Below are 16,185 nucleotides of genomic sequence, written 5' to 3'. Positions count from 1 at the left end.
CTTGCAAAGCTGCGAAGCAGAGAAGGAAAAAATACGGATTTCGGGAAATGGACCCATATGCGGTGCGGTTCCGGATATGGGGGAATTGGACGGAATCCGTATGAGAGCTGACCCCGTGCGCGACAATGCGCCCATGCCTGCCCCCCTGACCCCGCATCCCAACTGGCCCAGCCTGCGCGAGGACGCCCCGTCCCCCGGCGAACCGTCGCCCTGGAAAACCCTGTCCACCCGGCAACTCGTGGGGGGTGTGCGCACCGTGTACGAGGACCGGGTGGAGGTGCGCCCCGGCGTGGAGGCGACCTACCAGTACCGGCCACGCGGCCCCCGCGCCGTGTTCGTGTTGCCGGTGACGGCGGCGGGCGAGGCGGTCCTGATTCGCCAGTACCGCTACCCGCTGCGGGCGACCATCACCGAAATCGTGGCGGGCGGGGTGGAGGGGGACGAAGACCTCGGCGCGGCGGCGGCGCGTGAGCTGCGCGAGGAGGTCGGCGGAACGGCGGCGGAGTGGGTGGCGCTGCCCGGCTTCTACCCGCAGCCGAGCATCAGTGGGGTGGTGTTTTATCCGCTGCTGGCCCTCGGCGTGACGCTGGGCGAGGCCCGACCCGAAGCCACCGAGACCATCGAGCGCGTGGTGGTGCCGCTTGCTGAAGCGTACCGCAGGCTGGAAGCAGGCGAGATTCAGGACGGGCCGAGTTCGCTCACCCTTTGGCAGGCGCGCGGCGAACTGACGCGGCGCGGGTGGCTGTGAGTCGGAGCAAGGATGACTGAGCTGCCCCCACCCTTTACCACCCTCGCCGCCGCGCACCGCCATGACGCGGTGATTGAGAATTCCGAATTCCTGGCCTTCGCGGAGCGGGCCGATACGCCCGAGGCCGCGCTCGCGCAGCTCGCCACCCTGCGGACCCGTTACCCCGACGCCACGCACCACTGCTGGGCCTACCGCATCGGTCCTGCCTACCGCTTCGGCGACGACGGCGAACCGGGCGGCACAGCGGGCGCGCCCATCCTGCGGGCCATCGAGGGGCAGGGCGTGGACCACGTGATGGTCGTGGTCGTGCGCTACTACGGCGGCGTCAAGCTCGGGACCGGCGGGCTGGTGCGGGCCTACGGCGGCACGGCGGCGGAGTGCCTGCGCACCGCGCCCCGGCTGGAGGTCCGGCCCCGTCAGGCGTTGCAGGTCAGCGTGCCGTTCGAGCACCTCAGCGGTCTGTACCACCTGCTGGGGCAGTGGGACACGCAGCGCGGCGAGGAAACGTACACGGCCACGGGCGTGACCCTGCCGGTGAAGGTCTACCCCGAAGATGTGGACGGCTTCGGGGCCGCCCTGCGCGACGCGACGCGGGGCAGCGCGGTGGTGGACTCAGAGCCATAGTGGACTCAGAAGCGTAATGGACACAGAGCCATAGTGGACACAGGGGCGGAGACCGCCTCAGGCCAGCGGCGCCCCCTGGTACAGCGACACCAGCCGCTTGAGGGCGGTCAGGCCCGGCGCCAGGCTGCGCTTTTCCACCCATTCGTCCTCGCGGTGGGCGTTGCCGCCCCGGTAGACACCGAAGGCCAGCGCGGGCAAGGCATGGGGCGCGGCAGCGTTGGCGTCGGTGCTGCTGGCGGCGAGGCGCAGGTCCACCCGGACTTCGCGGGCGGCGGTGTGCGCCATGCCGAGCAGCGCCCCGGTGTGCAGGTCGCCGCCGGGCCGGTCGCCTACCCTTTCCAGCCTCAGAGACACGCCCGCTTCCCGCGCAGCGCGGTGCAGCACGTTCTGCGCCCGCTCGTCGAGGGCAGCGAGTTCGTCCGCCCCCAGCGAACGCAGGTCGAGCAGCAATTCGGCCTGCCCCGCAATCGAGTTCACGCTGTTGCCGCCCGCCGCCGTGCCCACGTTGAGGGTGGTGCGTGGCTGCGCGGGCAGGTGCAGGGCGTACAGCCCGCTGATGGCCAGCCCCAGTGCGTGCAAGGCACTCGGGGCCTGGTCCCCCCACGAGTGCCCGCCCGGTCCCACGAACTGCGCCCGGTAGCGCCTCACGCCGACCGCCTGCGTCACGGCCACCCCCAGATACCCGTCTACCGCGACGAACGCCCCGAGGTGCGGGCGGTGCGCGGCGATGAGGTGCTTGGCCCCGCGCAGGTCGCCCAGGCCCTCCTCGCCCACGTTGGCGGCCACCCACAGCGGGCGCCGCAGCGGGGCCGGGCTGGTCCGGAAGTCGCGCAGCATCGCCGTCACCACCGCCAGACTGGCACTGTTGTCGCCCACGCCGGGACCGCGCAGCCGCTGGCCTTCGTCGCGCACCGTCACGTCGGTCTGCGGGCCGAACACGGTGTCGAGGTGCGCGGCGAGCAGCAGGGCGGGCCGCCCCTCGGTGCCGGGGGGCGTGATGCGGGTCAGCACGTTGCCGACCTCGTCGCGCTCGGTCACGTAGCCCAGTTCGGACCAGAGGCGGGCCATCAGCTCGGCCCGCGCCTCCTCCTGAAAGGTGGGCGCGGGCGTCTGCGCGATGCGCGTGAGGTACGACAGAGGCATGGGCGGCCTATTGTAGCGGGCGGCGAGAGCACAGGGCAGAGGGCAAAAAAAGGTTCCGGCTCCCCACCGAGAACCGGAACCGAAAAAGGAAAGGCTTTAGCGGCGGCGCAGCATGGCGCTGCCGATCATGCCCGCCAGACCGACCAGACCGGCCTTGACCATCGGGTTGCTCAGCGCACCGCCCTGGGCGAACGCGGCTTCGAGGGGGCTTTGGCCGTTTTGCATGGGGGCCTGCGCCGCCTGGGTGTAGGCGTTGCCGAGGGCCACGGGGTCGGTGTGGTCCACCTGCTGCACCGGGTTGGCGGGGCTGCGCACGATGGCGTCGCCCACCTGCTGGCGCTGCTCGGGGCTCATCTGGCTGAAGTAGTCACGCATGATCTGGCTGCGCTCCTCGGGCGAGGCGCTTTCGAGGTAGTCCTTGATGTAAGCGGCGGCTTCCTGGGGGCTGACCACACCGTCACCGTTGGTGTCGCGGGGGTTGAGTCGGGCCATCTGCTCGTGACGCTCATTTTGCTGGAAAAACATAGGGAACCTCCTGGGGAACTGAACTTTCGTGCAGGTTCAGGCTAGGCAAGCCGGGACTAAGGTGGGTGAAGCCGACTTTCAGAGGGGTTTAGGTTCAACAGGAAATGGGAAGCAGGCGCGGGCAACCGGGGGCCGCCGGAGAACTGCTCTAGGCTGTGACCCGAGTATGCGTTCCCTGGTTCTGATCGGACACGGTTCCCACCACCACGGCGACTCGGCATCCGCCGTTCAGCAGGCAGCCGAGCGGCTGCGCGGACCTGTGGGCACGGCGCCGGGCCGCGTTCAGAACTGTTTCGACGAGGTTCTCGAGGGCTACTGGCAGCAGGAGCCGGGGCTGCGGCAGGTGCTGCGGACCGTCGCCAGCAGCAACGTGACGGTCATTCCCCTGTTTCTGGCTGAGAGCTACTTGACCGAGACGGTGCTGCCGCGCGAGCTGGGGCTGGGCCACCAGGGGCCGGTCCCCCCCGGCGGTGTGGCCCGCGTGCTGGGAGGGCGGCGGGTTCGCTACACCCGGCCACTGGGCGTTCACCCCGGCATGGCGGACGTGATCGCGGCGCGGGCCACCGAAGCCCTGCCGACCGGAACCGACCCGGGCGGCGTCACCCTGCTGCTGCTCACGGCGCGCCCCGGCACCGGCACGCCCGAGGCCCACGCCCGGGCGCTGAGCGAGCGCGGCCTGTTCGCCGACGTGAAGGTCGTCACGCTCACGGAACCGGGCGCCACCGAAGCGGGCCTGAGCGAGTGGCGAGCACACCTCGCCGCGCAGGTCGGGACAGAGGCAGCGGTGCTGGTGCCCTTTTTTGCCCACGCGGGCGGAGGCTGGCAGGCGCAGCTCGCTCAGGCGCTGGCGGGTCCGGGCCTTCCCCGCCTGCACGTCAGCGGGCCGGTGGGCACCCATCCCGGCGTGGCGGACGTGCTGCTGCAACTCGCCGGGGAGGGCGGCCAGGAAGAACGCGGCGACGTGGACCAGCCGCACGCCGAGGCCTGGGCCGCGCTGCGGGAACTGGCCGAGCGGGGCGGGCGCCTCGGGGAAGTGCTGCTGACCCCGCACGGCGGGCTGTTCGAGCTGCGTCACATGCTCGACGAGGGCCGCGCCGCCGCCGACCTGCGCACCTTCGTCTCGCCCGAGGGCCTGCGCGACTTTACGGACCGCGACGAGGCCGGGCGGCACCGTCCCGTGCGGACCTGGCGCACCCTGCCGCGCGGCTGGCGGGCGGTGCTCGGGCCAGCGGACCTGCGGCTGGGGCTGCACCTGCTCTATCCAGCCGTGGTGGAAGAAAGCTACGCCCACGCGCACCACAACCTGCACTGCACCCCCTGGGCGTCCACGGCGCGGCGCCAGACCGGGGCGCTCGCCAAGGTGCAGCGGGCAACCCCCGATCAGGTGGACACGGTCGCCGCGCAGGTGTGCGCCCCCTGCCTGCGCACGCGGCTGTGGGCCGGTGAGGTGCTCGGGCAAACCTTTTTCAGCGGCGTGCCGGGTGGCCTGCCCTGCGCCGAAGCGTGCAGCGTGCTGCTGGCCGCCGTGCGCGACGAGGTGGGGGCGGGTACCGCCTGAGCGACGTGAAGTCGGGACCAGACGCCCGAATGACGCTTGATGATGGATGATACGGATTCCGCTTAATTCCTGCACAGTCGGGAAAGCGCCGCCTGTGCATCCATATCGCGGAATCCGTATTTTTTCCTACTCGCATCCGCTCGGATTGAATCTGAAACTACCAGATTCAATCGGAATCCGTATGATGGTTGCGCTGCGCTGATGGATGATGGAAAAGGCATTCTGCCATTCGGAAAAAAGACTGGTTGCCCTCTCTCTTTTCCAGAGCGGCATGAGTGCTTCAGCTCTGCCCGGTTCCCTGGGTCAAAGTTCGCGCAGTTTCGCCAGGACCGTTTCGGGACGCACGGTGTACTGCCCGGTCTGTTCCTCGGTGTGCTGAAACCGCACCACACCGCCCTTGTCGATCAGGAACACGGCCCGGCTGCTGATGCCGCGCTCGTCGATGGCGACACCGTACTGGCGGGCGACGTCCAGCCGCATATCGGCCAGCAGGGGCACCTCGATACCGTACTCGGCGGCCCAGGCGCGGTGGGTGTAGACGCTGTCGCGGTTGATGCCCAGCACGGCGGCGCCCGCCTCGGTGAACTCGTCCTGCGAGCCGCTGTACTCGGGAAGCTGCATGGAGCACACCGGGCTGAAATCCAGCGGGTAGAACACCAGCACCACGTGTTGCTGGCCCCGGTAGCTGCTGAGGGTGATGTCCTGCCCGGTGGAAGAAGGCAGCGTGAAGTCCGGCGCGGGCTGACCGACGAGGTTCATGGGGGCGGGGTTCATAGGGGCAGTCTAGAGCAGGCGCACGGTGGTCCCGGAGGGGCCGCCCCTGGCTCCCCGTCCTACTCGCGCGACCCCGTGACCCAGTAGCGCACGCGCTCGGCCACGTTTTCCATGTGGTCGCCCACCCGTTCCAGGCTGCGGCCCACGCGCATCAGCATCAGGGCCTTGGAGATGCTGCGGGGGTCTTCGAGCATGTAGGTGACCAGCTCGCGCTGAATCTGCTCGTAGAGTTCGTCCACCTCGTCGTCCATCTGAATGGTGTGTTCGGCACGGGTCACGTCGCGGTCGGCCAGGGCGGTGCGGAGGTTCTGGCTCATCTCGGTCAGGCGCTCGAGCATCCGGGCGAGGTTGACGTACTTTTTCAGCGCCGGGGCCTGCGCGAGTTCGGCACCGTCCTCGGCCACATGCACCACGTAGTCGCCCATGCGCTCGACATCGCTCAGGCTCTTGAGAATCAGCGCCACCAGCCGCAGGTCGCGGGCCACCGGCTGATGCAGCGCGATGATGCGCAGGCACTCGGCCTCCAGTTGCGCTTCCTGGGCGTCCACTTCGCGGTCGAGCGCCCGCACCTCGCTCAGCTGCTCGGCCTGTCCGTGCAGCAGCACCTCGGCGGCGACCGGCAGCATCCGCTCGACAGTGCCGAGCATGTTCAGGGCGCCGTTGAGGACCGCCCGCAAATCCGCTTCCAGTGCTTCACGCATGACCTTCAAAACGTATCACCTGACCGGTCAGCCACAGGTCATACGGTGCTGGGCTTTCCTCCGCACATCCGAGGAAAGCGCCCGAATGTGCTCTGCTTCGCAGCTTTGCAAGTTCGCGTCGCCCAGCCCCTTTTTTCTTCTCCTCCCCGCGCTGAAAGCGGGCTAGAGCAGTTCTCCGAATTACGTGATGCGCGGAACAGCACCCCGCATCACTCCATTCTCCGCCCTGCTCAGTGTTTTGCACTCGCTCCGCTCGCCAAAAAGACGTTACGTCTTTCTGTCAAATGCTCTAGGGAGCGGTTCTATCGGCCCTGCGCCGCTTCGCTCTGCTCGGAAAAACACTTTGGATCCCCAAACTCTTTTTCAAAGCCGTATCAGCGGTCACCTTACGGATTCCGCTTAATTCCTGCACAGTCGGGAAAGCGCCGCCTGTGCATCCATATCGCGGAATCACCTCGGGTGCGGCGCAAGAAGGGGCGAAAAAAGCGAAGCTGGGGTTATGCGAACCAGCCAGCTTCTGGAATATTTTAGCCTGCCCGACCTCTTCACACTGGCCTACGTCCTTGTCGACGACCATCTCCAACTGCTCAGCGCCATGGGAAGCTACCAGCTTCCCATGGCCCGCAACCGTCAGGCCACTCCTTCTGAACTGATCACTATCGCCCTCGTGGGCGACCTTCTTGGTCAGAAGAACAGCGAGACCTGGTTCGCCCTCGTTCGTCAGCTTTACGCCGACCTCTTCCCACACCTCCCCGAACGCAGTCGCTACCACCGCCATTTACTCGCAGCCAGGCATCTCATCGCATCTTTCGGGCTGTCCCTCAGCCCGAAAGATGCAGACATCCTCATTATCGACAGTAAACCCCTCCCCATTGCTCAGGGTGCCCGAATGAAGCGGCCCAGACAGCAGTCAGAAGCAAAAATAGGCCCAGGGAGTATGGGCTGGGTGATGGGCTACAAGCTTCACGGCGTCGTCGACACGCAGGGCTACTTCACGAAGTTTGCCATTGTCGCTGCCAACGAATCCGAGCAGGGCGTGGCCCGTGAGCTGCTCTCTGAATACGAACGCAGCCGCACGCTTGGGGACAAAGGCTACGTCGGGAGTGGCGTGTACGCCAAGTCACGGGAGAACGCGAAGACACCGGTGGCATGGCAGGTGCAACTCACGTCGGGAGGAAATAACCGGCAAGCTCTTTGAATGACCGATGAGCAGTTGAAGTTAGCTGTGAGCCTCTTCGCCCAGCTTCCAGATGAGCGTAAACACCGTGGGCTGAACCATAGCCTCGTGACTATCGTGGTCATGGCGCTGTGTGCAGTGATGAGCGGGGCAGACACCTTTCCAGAGATTCAGGCATTCGCGGAGTCCAAGCGGGACTGGTTGAGACGCTTCCTCGACTTCCGGCGTGTTCCTGACCACGAAACGTTCCGTCGTGTCTTTGCTCGTCTTGATCCCGTGGCTTTCCAGTCCAGCGCGCTGGACTGGATCAAGCAAGCGATTGGCGGACAACTCGAAGGGGATATCGTTGCCATTGACGGAAAAAGACTGCGCGGCACATCTGAGCACGAGGTTCAGGGCGTTCATATGGTCAATGTTTGGTCTGCGAGGCACCGCTTGTGCCTCGCTGCTCAGCCAGTTGCAGGAAAGCAAAATGAGATTTCCATCTTGCCCTCTCTGATCGACACCTTGGCACTTCTTGAGGTTTCTGGATGCATTGTCACGATTGACGCCATGGGAACCCAGCGCGCCGTTGCTGAGAAGCTGGTTGCTCTCCATGCCCAGTATCTCCTGGCGCTCAAAGGGAATCAGGGCTACCTGTTTGAAGACGTTCAGGAGATGTTCTCAGATGCACTGAGACGTCAAATTTCAGAAACAGAATTGCACGGAGCCAGCACCTGGGAAGACCGACGGCGCTCAGAGAAACGAACGAGTTGGGTTCTCCCCGCTCATCCTGATCTTGACGACTACCACTGGCCTGGATTGCGCAGCGTGGTTATGGTCGAAAGCACACGAACAGTACGCGGAAAAACTGCGACAGAGCAGAGATTTTTCCTCACCTCGTTACCTGCCTGCTCAGTGACCGCGTTGTACGCGGTCAGGACACATTGGGAAATTGAAAATTCACTCCACTGGGTTTTGGACGTTGCTTTTGCGGAAGATGACAGTACAACCCGGACTGACCACGGCCCCCAGAATCTGGCGACTTTGCGAAGATGGGCCTTGAACCTGATGCGTCGTGAAGGGTCAGTGGGTGCCGTCAATAAGAACCGTAAGCGGGCAGGCTGGGATGACGAATTTCGAGAACGCCTCTTACAGCAGCTTCTTCCCCTACCGACGTGAGTTGCACCTGGGTGGCATGGCCACCGGTGCTGGGGAAACTAAGAAAGCGCATAGAATCGGTCTTTTCCAGGTTAGCGAGATGCTGCTCTCTGGGTGAGGTGCAGCTGAATTCCTTCCAGGCCGTCGTAGCCCGCACGTGCCGTGCGGTTGCGGCCCACAACCTGATGCTGCACCTAGAGCGCTACGTGCGTTCAGCAGCTTAGATTCCGCCGCACCCGAGGTGAATCCGTATTTTTTCCTACTCGCATCCGCTCTGCTGCGCAGCTTTGCAAGTCGGATTGAATCTGAAACGACCAGATTCAATCGGAATCCGTATAATTCGGAGAACTGCTCTAAATACAGCGTCCCGGTGGGGGTTGTGGTGGGAGTTACCCCATATTTTTCAGACGCAGTCGACACCCGAATGTAAGTCTTGCCCTTTCTAAGACCTGGAGTTATTCTCCGGAACCACCGGAGGAGCGCCCTTCTCCTGCAAGCCGCTTCAGCTCCGTATTTTCCTCCACCTTCCCCACTCAGGAAAGATAGAACTGATGCCGCTTCTCTTTTCCAAAATGGGAAGGCGTAAACCTGCCGGGCCTGCTTAGCCCAGTCCGCCCACGCCCGGCAGCGTGAAGCAAAAGGCGTTGCGTTCCTCCTGACGTTCGGCCCACGCCTGCCCACCCCACCCCTGCACGATGCTGCGGACGATGTACAGCCCCATGCCGCTGCCCTGACCGCCCGCGTCCTTGCCCCGGGTGTGGGCACGAAACAGGCTCTCGCTGTCGGGAATGGGCTGGCCCCGGTCCAGCACGCTCACCTCGACCCAGGTGCCGCGTGCCGCCGTCGCCACCTCGATGCTCTGCCCGGCGGGGCCGTACTTCAGGGCATTTTCAATCAGGTTGAGCAGCACCTGCAGCAGCTTGTCGGGGTCGGCCCGCACCAGATGGTCCTGCCCGAAGACGAGTTCGACCTGCTTGGCCGTCACCTCGCCCGCGAGCAGCCGTTCGGCGCGGGCAAAGGCCTCGGCCAGCGGCAGCGTGCGGGCGCGGGTGGGCCGAAACCCCACGGCGAGGTCCTCGACCAGCCGCGCCAGCCGCTCGGTTTCCTGCAAACCCTGGCGCACGAAGTTCTGCGCGAGGTCCTGGGGCATGTCGTATTCCAGCGCTTCGAGCACGCCGCGCAGGGCCGCCACCGGGGTGCGGAACTCGTGCGAGAGCACCGCCGTCGCCTCGCGCAGTTCGGCCTCGCGGCGGCGGTGGTCGGTCACGTCCTCCACGATCAGGGCGGCATGCCCTCCCGTGCGGGTGCCGGTGCAGCGCAGGGTGCGCCCCCCCACTTCGAGTTCGAGTTCGCCCCCGCGCTCCAGCAGCGTCTCCAGGGTGTGGCGCCGCACGACTTCCAGCACCGGGCGACCCACCGCACGGTCCTGGGGCACGCCCCACAGCCGCACCGCCGCCGCGTTGACGCGCGTGACCTGACCGCCCTCGGTCAGCAGCACCGCCTGGGGCAGCGCGTCGATCCAGCTGTCCTGGCTCGGCGTGGGGGGCAGCGGCGTGCCCTCGGGAAGGCCCGAAACGGTCATCGCGGCGCCTCAGTACGGCCCGGGTCGGCGCTCCAGGCCCGCATGCGGTAGCCCTTGCCGCGCACCGTTTCCAGAAAGCTCGGCTTGCTGGGGTCGTCGCCCAGGTGTGCCCGCAACTGGGTGATGTGCTGGTCCACCGTACGCTCGCCACCCAGAAAGTCGGCGCCCCACACCCGGTCGAGCAGTTCGGTGCGCGAGTAGACCCGCCCGGCGTTGGCGGTCAGAAAGGCCAGCAGGTCGAATTCCCGCCGCGTCAGGTTCAGTGTGCGGCCCGCCAGTTGCGCCTCGGCAGCCGAGAGGTCCACCGTCAGCGGCCCGTTGCCGAGTTGCTGGGGCGTGTCGGGCTGGGCGCGGCGCAGCAGGGCACGCACGCGGGCCACCAGTTCAGCCGCCGAAAAGGGCTTGGTGAGGTAATCGTCGGCGCCCGTTTCCAGCCCCTCGACCCGCTCGGCCTCGGCGGCGCGGGCGGTGAGCATCAGCACCGGCAGGCGGCGCAGGTCGCTGTCGGTGCGCAGGCGGCGCAAAAACCCCAGGCCGCTCTCTCCCGGCAGCATCCAGTCGAGCACCAGGGCGTCGGCCCCGGCCAGGGCACCCGCTTCTTCGGCGGCCTGGGTACTCGCGTAGGCCGAGACACGCAGCCCCGCCCGCTCCAGATGAAAGCGCAGCACGTCGCGCACCGTGCCCTCATCTTCAATGACAACGACTTGGCTCATTGCCCTTTATTGTGAGCCGCCACGTCAGCCGACTGTCAGGAAAAGCGTGTCCGGGGACACAACAGAGCAGCGACAGGCTTCTTTTGCGCCCTGATACGGATTCCGATTGAATTTGGTAGTTTCAGATTCAATCCGAGCGGATGCGAGTAGGAAAAAATACGGATTCCGCGATATGGATGCACAGGCGGCGCTTTCCCGACTGTGCAGGAATGAAGCGGAATCCGTATGACACGCCCCTGCAACGTCGTAGCCGCCGCCGCGCCGCACTGTCACACCTTTGCAAGAGCCGGGTCATTACCCTGGCCTCATGTGGCTGCTGCTGACCGGAACCATCGTGCTGCTGCTGTCTGGGAGGGCATGTGCCTGGCAATGGCTGTACGGCTGGCACCGTGAAGACCCCCAGCGGCGCACCCACGCCCTGCTGATTCACATCGGGTTGACCCTGTTGCTGTGTCTGTACGCCCTGATTCCCGGCCACAGCGGGCCGGTGCTCTCGCTCGGGCTGGTCGGCGTGCTGTCGCTGCCCTTCGGCATGCTGCTGGTGCTGCGCGATCCCCCCCGCGAACTCAGCCCGGGTCACCTGCGCACCCACAGCATCCTCCAGCGTTAGAGCATTTTACAAAAAGACGTTACGTCTTTTTGGCGAGCGGAGCGAGTGCAAAACACTGAGCAGGGCGGAGAATGGAGTGATGCGGGGTGCCGTTCCGCGCATCACGTAATTCGGAGAACTGCTTTAGGGCGAGCCTGAACAGGCGGCGGCTCAGGCCAGGCGCCCGCCCGAGGCGATCTGGGCGCTCATGTTGCGAAAGGTCCGGGAAATCAGGCCCTGCACACGCGGCTCCATCGCCTTGCCGCCCAGCTTGGCGAGCGGGCCGCCGAGTTCAGCCGCGCCCTGCCAGTCGAGCCGGGTCTGACCGTCGCCGGTGTCCACCACATTCGCTCCGGCGCTGACCGCCAGGGTGCTGCCCAGCCCGCCGCCCTGAATGCGGACCTGCACCTGCCCCGCCGCCTCGTCGGGCACGATCTGCACCCGCGCCTTCAGGTGCCCGCGCAGCAGCCCGGCCTGCAACGGCACCGTCACTTCCAGTTCGCCGGGGCCGACCACCTGAACGTCCTGCACGCCCGGCAGACAGGCGGCCACGCGCTGCGGGTCCTGCACGAAGGCCCACACGACGGCGGGCGGCGCCTGCACCTGCTCCTGGCCGGAAAACTGCATCTGCATGGTCACAGGGTAAGACATGTGGCGCTCTGCTTTCCCTCACTGGAAGGAAACCGAAACGGCCCCTGCCCCCTTCGGCCCTCTCGTCTACAGGTGGCCTCTCTACAGGTGGTCCTTGAAAAACTGCACCGAGCGCCTCAGCGCCAGCCCGAGGTTGCGGCTGAGGTTGTGGTCGTCGCCCTCGTACTTGAAGGCGGTAAACGGCTGCCCGGCGGCCCGCAGGTCGCCCGCGAGCGCCACCTGAAAGCTGTAGGGCACGTCCTTGTCCGCTGTGCCGTGGTGCAGTTGCAGGGGGCGGCCCCGCAGGTCGCGGAGCGAAGCGTTGGGGCTGAGCAGGCGCAGATAACGGCGGCTGAGGTCGTCGAGCGGTGTCTGCACCCCGGCGGGCGGATTCCAGTCGGTGGCGAGAACGTCATAGCTGGCGACCACGCCCGCCCACAGCGACGCGGCCTTGAGGTCGGGGTCCACCAGCATCGCCCGCAGGCTGAGCTGTCCGCCCATCGAGTGCCCCCACAGGCCCAGCCGCCGCGCATTGACCCGGGGGTCCTTCTTGAGGCTGGCGGCAGCATTGAGCACGTCCACCGTGTAGCCGGGGTCGTTGTACCCTCCCCGCGCCTGCCCCTCCGAGTCGCCGTGCCCCCGGTAATCGCTTTTCAGCGTCACGAAACCCGCCCGGGCAAAGGCGTCCTGATAGGCCACGTAGCGCTCGGTGGTGCGGTACTCGGCAGGCGGAATGTACCCGTGGTTGAACACGATGCCGGGCCACCCCCCTGGCGGCGGCGTGCCCGACGGCACCGTCAGCAGAGCGTAGATGGTCAGCCCATCGGAGCGGTAACTGACCACCTGCCGCGTGTAGCCTGCCCCCGCAGCGAGCGTGCGCTCGACAGTCAGGGCGCTGCCGGGGTACTCACGTGCGCGCAGGGCCGCGAGGCTGATCGGCTGCGCGTCCACCGACTGCTGCAGCAGGGCGCCGTTCAAGGCCGAGTCGGGCGGTCCCTGGGCCTCCGAGTCCTGCGGCGGCGTCCGGGGGGACTGTTCGAGCGGTGGCAGGGACGGCAGCCTTACCCCGGCTTCCTGCGGCTGGGTCACAAAGACGTAGGCCGCCAGCCCCAGCAGCAGGGTCAGCGCCCAGGCGGTCAGGCGGCGCACACGTCACCCCCAGGCCCGGCAGCAGGGGGCGGGGAGGCAAGGGAAGAGGCAAGGCAGACAGGGGGCATGGGGGTCCTTGAGGCTTCACCATGCCGGTTTGCCCGCCCCCGCACTGCGAGCGGTCCGACAGTTGTAGGCGGCCTCCGTCCTGCACTTCACCCCAGCGGGCGCCCCGGCACGGCGTACTGCGCCCGCGCGGGCACACTGAGCACTTCCAGTTCCGGGTAACGCAGCGCACTCAGGGCGCCCCCGAACGCGCAGCCGGTGTCGATGTTGACCGTCCGGTTCACCCAGCGCGGCTGCGCGACGGGCGTGTGGCCGTAGACCACCAGCCGCTCTCCCCGGTAGTCGGCGGCCCAGTCGCGCCGGATGGGCAGGCCCGCCTCGTCGGTACGCCCGCTGACGTCGCCGTACAGGGCGAAGCGGCGCACCCGCTCGCTGTCGCGGCCCTGGTAGTGCTGCGGCAGCCCGCCATGCGCGACCACCAGCCGCCCACCGTCGAGGACCAGATGGCTGGGCAAAGCCCCGACAAACGCCTGCACCTGCGCCCTGAACGCCTCTCCCGCCGCGCCGAGCTGGGCCAGTGTCACGTCCAGCCCGTGCAGCGGCTGCACCGCACGCCCGCCGAGCGCCCGACGCAGCTTCTCGTCGTGGTTGCCCGGCACGCACAGCGCCGCGCCCGACGCCACCATGTTCATCACCAGCCGCAGGGTGCCTGCACTGTCCGGCCCCCGGTCCACGAGGTCGCCCACGAAAACGGCGGTGCGGCCCGGCGGCGGGGCAGCGGTGTCGCCCGTGACCCGGTAGCCCAGGCGGGTCAGCAGCTCGCGCAGCTCATCCAGGCAGCCGTGAACGTCCCCGATCACGTCGAAAGGCCCGCGCCGCTCCCGGCGGTCCACCGGAAGGGGCACGCGGCTGACCACCGCGCTGTCCACCGCTTCCGGAGAAGTCAGGGTCCAGACCTGCCGAAAGCCCTCCCGGGTCAGCCCCCGCTGGGTGCGGCGCAGTTCGGCCACCTGCGCGATCAGTTCGGCGGGGTCGGCCCCATCCCCGGCTCCCCGTCTGGCTTCCAGCAGCGGGCGCGGAAGGTCAAGGACGACCGCGACCGGCGCCACGTCGTGCGCCCGGGCCAGTTCCACCACGCGGCGGCGCTCTCCCGGACGCACCAGGGCCGCGTTGATCACCGTCAGTTGTCCCCGTGCCAGACGCCGGGCCGCCGCCGTGTACAGGCACTCCAGCGCGTCTGCCGCCGCCTCGGGGTCGCGGGGGTCGGCGCTCAGCAGAGCACGAAACCCTTGAAGGCTCAGGACTTCCATTTGCCGGAAGTGCCGCGCCGCGAACATACTTTTTCCTGAACCCGAGGCACCCACCAGCGCCACGAGCGCGGGGTCGGGCATCTCTATGCGGACGGGTTCGGGCACCGGCGAGAGAGGGTCAGGCAGTGCGGGCGGCACAGGCGGCTGGGTCATGCTGAGGTCATGCTGTCACACCCGCGTGGCACAGCGTCCAGACCGCTGGAGTCGCAGAACCGTGGAGTCGCCTTTCTGGGCACCGGGCGCACCACACTGCGGCTACACTGCGGCCATGTGCCTCGCTTCCCCCTTCCGGAACCGCTCATGACCCAGGTGGCGGTCATCGGAGCGGGCTTCGCGGGACTGGCGGCGGCGCTGCGGCTGGCGCGGGCAGGGGCGCAGGTGACGGTCCTCGACGCGCTCGACCGACCGGGAGGCAAGGCGGCGCTGGGGTACGCCGACTTTTCCAGCGGTCCCACCGTCGTGACCATGCCGCAGATTTTTGCGGCGCTGCACGCCCGCCTCGGGTGGAACGTGCCCGACCTGACTCCAGCGCACCCGACCACCACCTACCACGCCCTGAATGGCCGGACCTTCGCCCCCGAAGCGCTCAATGTGGTCGGCAGTCTCGAACCCACGCTGGCCCAGCTTTCCCCCTCGGAGGGGCGACGTTACCGCCAACTGCTGCTCGCCGCCCGGCAGATGTACAGCGGCGCGGCGGGCACCTTTCTTTTTGCGCCTCCACCCGGCGCGGCGCAGCTCGCCCGCTACGCCTTCAAAGCCGGGCGGCAAGCCGCGCCCCTGACCCCACTCGCCCGGTATGTGCGCTCGGGGCCGTTTCTGACCCCCTTCTGGCTGCGCTTCGCCACCTATCTGGGGGCCGACCCCTACCGGGCACCCGCCGTGCTGCACAACATTGCCTGGGTCGAACTCGGTGACGGCATCTGGCACCTGCCCGGTGGCCTGCTGGCCCTGGCCGAGCGCCTGTACCGGGAAGCTCTGAGACACCATGTCCGCTTCGAGTTCGGCACCCGCGTGCAGCATCTCAGCACCCACGGGGGGAGGGTGCTGGGCGCCCACACCAGCCGGGGCGCTTTTGCCGCCGACCACTGGGTGAGCGCCGCCGACCGCGCCCTGACACTGGGCTGGCTGGGACAGGCGGCGTCCCCTTCCCCCCGGGGCGTCAGTGGCTTTGCCCTGCAACTGCGTCTCCGTGAGGACCTGGGCCAGGGGCACCACATTTTCTGGCCTGCCGACTATGCCCGTGAATGGCATGACATCCGGGCCGGTCGCCTGCCTGCCGACCCGACCCTCTACCTCCACCTCGACGGCCCACGGGCCTTTCTGCTGGTCAACGCGCCACCCGACCCGGCGCTGGGCCATTCCCCCGAGAGCAAGAACGACTATGCCCGCCACCTGCTCGGGCGTCTCCAGGCACGTTTCCCTTTGCCGGTGGCGGCGTGGCAGGCCCTGGCCCCCGCCGACTACGCCCGCACCGGGCTGGGCGGCGCCCTGTACGGCCGGGCGCCTCATGGCCTGCTCGGCAGCCTGCGCCCGGGCTGGCAGCTGCCCCAGGCCCGCAACCTCGTGCAGGTGGGCGGCACCGTTCACCCAGGGGGAGGGGTGCCACTTTCTCTGCTGTCGGGCTGGAATGGAGCGGGGCAGTTGCTTCACCTTGACTACGACTCCTTGAACGGCGAACATCCCTTCCAGAGCGCGGCCAAATAAGGTTTCTCTCAAGGTCGAGTCTGATGGGGGGCTGATGATGACCTTGATTCTTTCGGGTCAGCGGGCAACCATACGAGTATGAAAGCTCGGACCCTTCTTCCGCTCATTGCAA

At 67.3% G+C, this 16,185-nt stretch carries 16 protein-coding genes; 7 read left to right on the top strand and 9 right to left on the bottom strand.

All coding sequences use genetic code 11. The annotated features are described in order from the left end of the window. The first annotated feature begins 100 nt into the window (after nucleotides 1-100). Entirely contained in the window at nucleotides 101-748 is a 648-nt protein-coding gene (locus tag G6R31_RS13680; protein WP_225983258.1) for an NUDIX domain-containing protein, read from the top strand. A gap of 12 nt (nucleotides 749-760) precedes the next feature. Beyond that, nucleotides 761-1,372, top strand: coding sequence for an IMPACT family protein (locus G6R31_RS13675; RefSeq protein ID WP_017871176.1), 612 nt, complete (start codon nucleotides 761-763; stop codon nucleotides 1,370-1,372). 57 nt (nucleotides 1,373-1,429) lie between these two features. On the opposite strand, the gene G6R31_RS13670 is transcribed toward G6R31_RS13675, so the two are convergent. Both G6R31_RS13670 and G6R31_RS13665 read right to left on the bottom strand, forming a co-directional pair. Then, entirely contained in the window at nucleotides 1,430-2,515 is a 1,086-nt protein-coding gene (locus tag G6R31_RS13670; RefSeq protein ID WP_017871175.1) for a M20/M25/M40 family metallo-hydrolase, read from the bottom strand. Nucleotides 2,516-2,611: 96 nt separating this feature from the next. Continuing rightward, nucleotides 2,612-3,040, bottom strand: a complete 429-nt coding sequence (locus tag G6R31_RS13665) for an EF-hand domain-containing protein (protein WP_017871174.1) — start codon at nucleotides 3,038-3,040, stop codon at nucleotides 2,612-2,614. A 166-nt stretch (nucleotides 3,041-3,206) separates the two neighbouring features. Between G6R31_RS13665 and G6R31_RS13660 the strand changes: the two genes are divergently transcribed. Then, nucleotides 3,207-4,598, top strand: coding sequence for a DR2241 family protein (locus G6R31_RS13660; RefSeq protein ID WP_025568118.1), 1,392 nt, complete (start codon nucleotides 3,207-3,209; stop codon nucleotides 4,596-4,598). Nucleotides 4,599-4,901: 303 nt separating this feature from the next. On the opposite strand, the gene G6R31_RS13655 is transcribed toward G6R31_RS13660, so the two are convergent. Continuing rightward, nucleotides 4,902-5,357: a peroxiredoxin gene (locus G6R31_RS13655; protein WP_017871171.1), complete on the bottom strand. Its 456-nt coding sequence runs from the start codon at nucleotides 5,355-5,357 to the stop codon at nucleotides 4,902-4,904. Between the two features lie 74 nt (nucleotides 5,358-5,431). Beyond that, complete coding sequence (gene phoU, locus G6R31_RS13650) at nucleotides 5,432-6,073, bottom strand: phosphate signaling complex protein PhoU (protein WP_017871170.1); 642 nt, start codon at nucleotides 6,071-6,073, stop codon at nucleotides 5,432-5,434. Nucleotides 6,074-6,572: 499 nt separating this feature from the next. On the opposite strand from phoU, the gene G6R31_RS13645 reads away from it, so the two are divergent. Next, entirely contained in the window at nucleotides 6,573-7,271 is a 699-nt protein-coding gene (locus G6R31_RS13645; RefSeq protein WP_164993990.1) for a transposase, read from the top strand. Next, nucleotides 7,272-8,411: an ISAs1 family transposase gene (locus G6R31_RS13640; RefSeq protein WP_164993989.1), complete on the top strand. Its 1,140-nt coding sequence runs from the start codon at nucleotides 7,272-7,274 to the stop codon at nucleotides 8,409-8,411. A gap of 580 nt (nucleotides 8,412-8,991) precedes the next feature. On the opposite strand, the gene G6R31_RS13635 is transcribed toward G6R31_RS13640, so the two are convergent. Together G6R31_RS13635 and G6R31_RS13630 are read right to left on the bottom strand one after the other, a co-directional pair. After that, entirely contained in the window at nucleotides 8,992-9,972 is a 981-nt protein-coding gene (locus G6R31_RS13635) for a sensor histidine kinase (protein WP_017871910.1), read from the bottom strand. After that, nucleotides 9,969-10,685: a winged helix-turn-helix domain-containing protein gene (locus G6R31_RS13630; RefSeq protein ID WP_017871911.1), complete on the bottom strand. Its 717-nt coding sequence runs from the start codon at nucleotides 10,683-10,685 to the stop codon at nucleotides 9,969-9,971. Before G6R31_RS13630 ends, G6R31_RS13635 begins: the two co-directional genes overlap by 4 nt. A 307-nt stretch (nucleotides 10,686-10,992) precedes the next feature. On the opposite strand from G6R31_RS13630, the gene G6R31_RS13625 reads away from it, so the two are divergent. Then, the gene (locus G6R31_RS13625) at nucleotides 10,993-11,295 is read left to right on the top strand and encodes a hypothetical protein (RefSeq protein ID WP_017871912.1); all 303 of its coding nucleotides are present in this window, start codon (nucleotides 10,993-10,995) and stop codon (nucleotides 11,293-11,295) included. Nucleotides 11,296-11,445: 150 nt separating this feature from the next. Here G6R31_RS13625 and G6R31_RS13620 read toward each other — a convergent pair whose 3' ends face one another. The 3 genes from G6R31_RS13620 to G6R31_RS13610 all read right to left on the bottom strand — a co-directional run bounded on the left by G6R31_RS13620 (nucleotide 11,446) and on the right by G6R31_RS13610 (nucleotide 14,522). Then, nucleotides 11,446-11,925, bottom strand: coding sequence for a CoxG family protein (locus tag G6R31_RS13620; protein ID WP_017871913.1), 480 nt, complete (start codon nucleotides 11,923-11,925; stop codon nucleotides 11,446-11,448). Between the two features lie 81 nt (nucleotides 11,926-12,006). Continuing rightward, nucleotides 12,007-13,053, bottom strand: coding sequence for an alpha/beta hydrolase family protein (locus G6R31_RS13615; protein ID WP_017871914.1), 1,047 nt, complete (start codon nucleotides 13,051-13,053; stop codon nucleotides 12,007-12,009). Nucleotides 13,054-13,208: 155 nt separating this feature from the next. Then, entirely contained in the window at nucleotides 13,209-14,522 is a 1,314-nt protein-coding gene (locus tag G6R31_RS13610; protein ID WP_017871915.1) for an AAA family ATPase, read from the bottom strand. A 147-nt stretch (nucleotides 14,523-14,669) separates the two neighbouring features. Here G6R31_RS13610 and G6R31_RS13605 point away from each other — a divergent pair, with 147 nt between their 5' ends. After that, entirely contained in the window at nucleotides 14,670-16,073 is a 1,404-nt protein-coding gene (locus G6R31_RS13605; protein WP_017871916.1) for a phytoene desaturase family protein, read from the top strand. The last annotated feature ends 112 nt before the right edge of the window (nucleotides 16,074-16,185 follow it).

Source organism: Deinococcus wulumuqiensis R12, assembly GCF_011067105.1.
Classification (GTDB): Bacteria; Deinococcota; Deinococci; order Deinococcales; family Deinococcaceae; genus Deinococcus; species Deinococcus wulumuqiensis.
This window is presented reverse-complemented; position numbering and strand designations above follow the sequence as displayed.

Bases quoted from the DNA above. Each gene is read 5' to 3' on its own strand.
- G6R31_RS13660 (WP_025568118.1), top strand. From the start codon at position 3,207: ATGCGTTCCCTGGTTCTGATCGGACACGGTTCCCACCACCACGGCGAC.
- G6R31_RS13675 (WP_017871176.1), top strand. From the start codon at position 761: ATGACTGAGCTGCCCCCACCCTTTACCACCCTCGCCGCCGCGCACCGC.
- phoU (WP_017871170.1), bottom strand. From the start codon at position 6,073: ATGCGTGAAGCACTGGAAGCGGATTTGCGGGCGGTCCTCAACGGCGCC.
- G6R31_RS13605 (WP_017871916.1), top strand. From the start codon at position 14,670: ATGACCCAGGTGGCGGTCATCGGAGCGGGCTTCGCGGGACTGGCGGCG.
- G6R31_RS13620 (WP_017871913.1), bottom strand. From the start codon at position 11,925: ATGTCTTACCCTGTGACCATGCAGATGCAGTTTTCCGGCCAGGAGCAG.
- G6R31_RS13655 (WP_017871171.1), bottom strand. From the start codon at position 5,357: ATGAACCTCGTCGGTCAGCCCGCGCCGGACTTCACGCTGCCTTCTTCC.
- G6R31_RS13625 (WP_017871912.1), top strand. From the start codon at position 10,993: ATGTGGCTGCTGCTGACCGGAACCATCGTGCTGCTGCTGTCTGGGAGG.
- G6R31_RS13635 (WP_017871910.1), bottom strand. From the start codon at position 9,972: ATGACCGTTTCGGGCCTTCCCGAGGGCACGCCGCTGCCCCCCACGCCG.
- G6R31_RS13645 (WP_164993990.1), top strand. From the start codon at position 6,573: ATGCGAACCAGCCAGCTTCTGGAATATTTTAGCCTGCCCGACCTCTTC.
- G6R31_RS13630 (WP_017871911.1), bottom strand. From the start codon at position 10,685: ATGAGCCAAGTCGTTGTCATTGAAGATGAGGGCACGGTGCGCGACGTG.
- G6R31_RS13680 (WP_225983258.1), top strand. From the start codon at position 101: ATGAGAGCTGACCCCGTGCGCGACAATGCGCCCATGCCTGCCCCCCTG.
- G6R31_RS13610 (WP_017871915.1), bottom strand. From the start codon at position 14,522: ATGACCCAGCCGCCTGTGCCGCCCGCACTGCCTGACCCTCTCTCGCCG.
- G6R31_RS13640 (WP_164993989.1), top strand. From the start codon at position 7,272: ATGACCGATGAGCAGTTGAAGTTAGCTGTGAGCCTCTTCGCCCAGCTT.
- G6R31_RS13665 (WP_017871174.1), bottom strand. From the start codon at position 3,040: ATGTTTTTCCAGCAAAATGAGCGTCACGAGCAGATGGCCCGACTCAAC.
- G6R31_RS13670 (WP_017871175.1), bottom strand. From the start codon at position 2,515: ATGCCTCTGTCGTACCTCACGCGCATCGCGCAGACGCCCGCGCCCACC.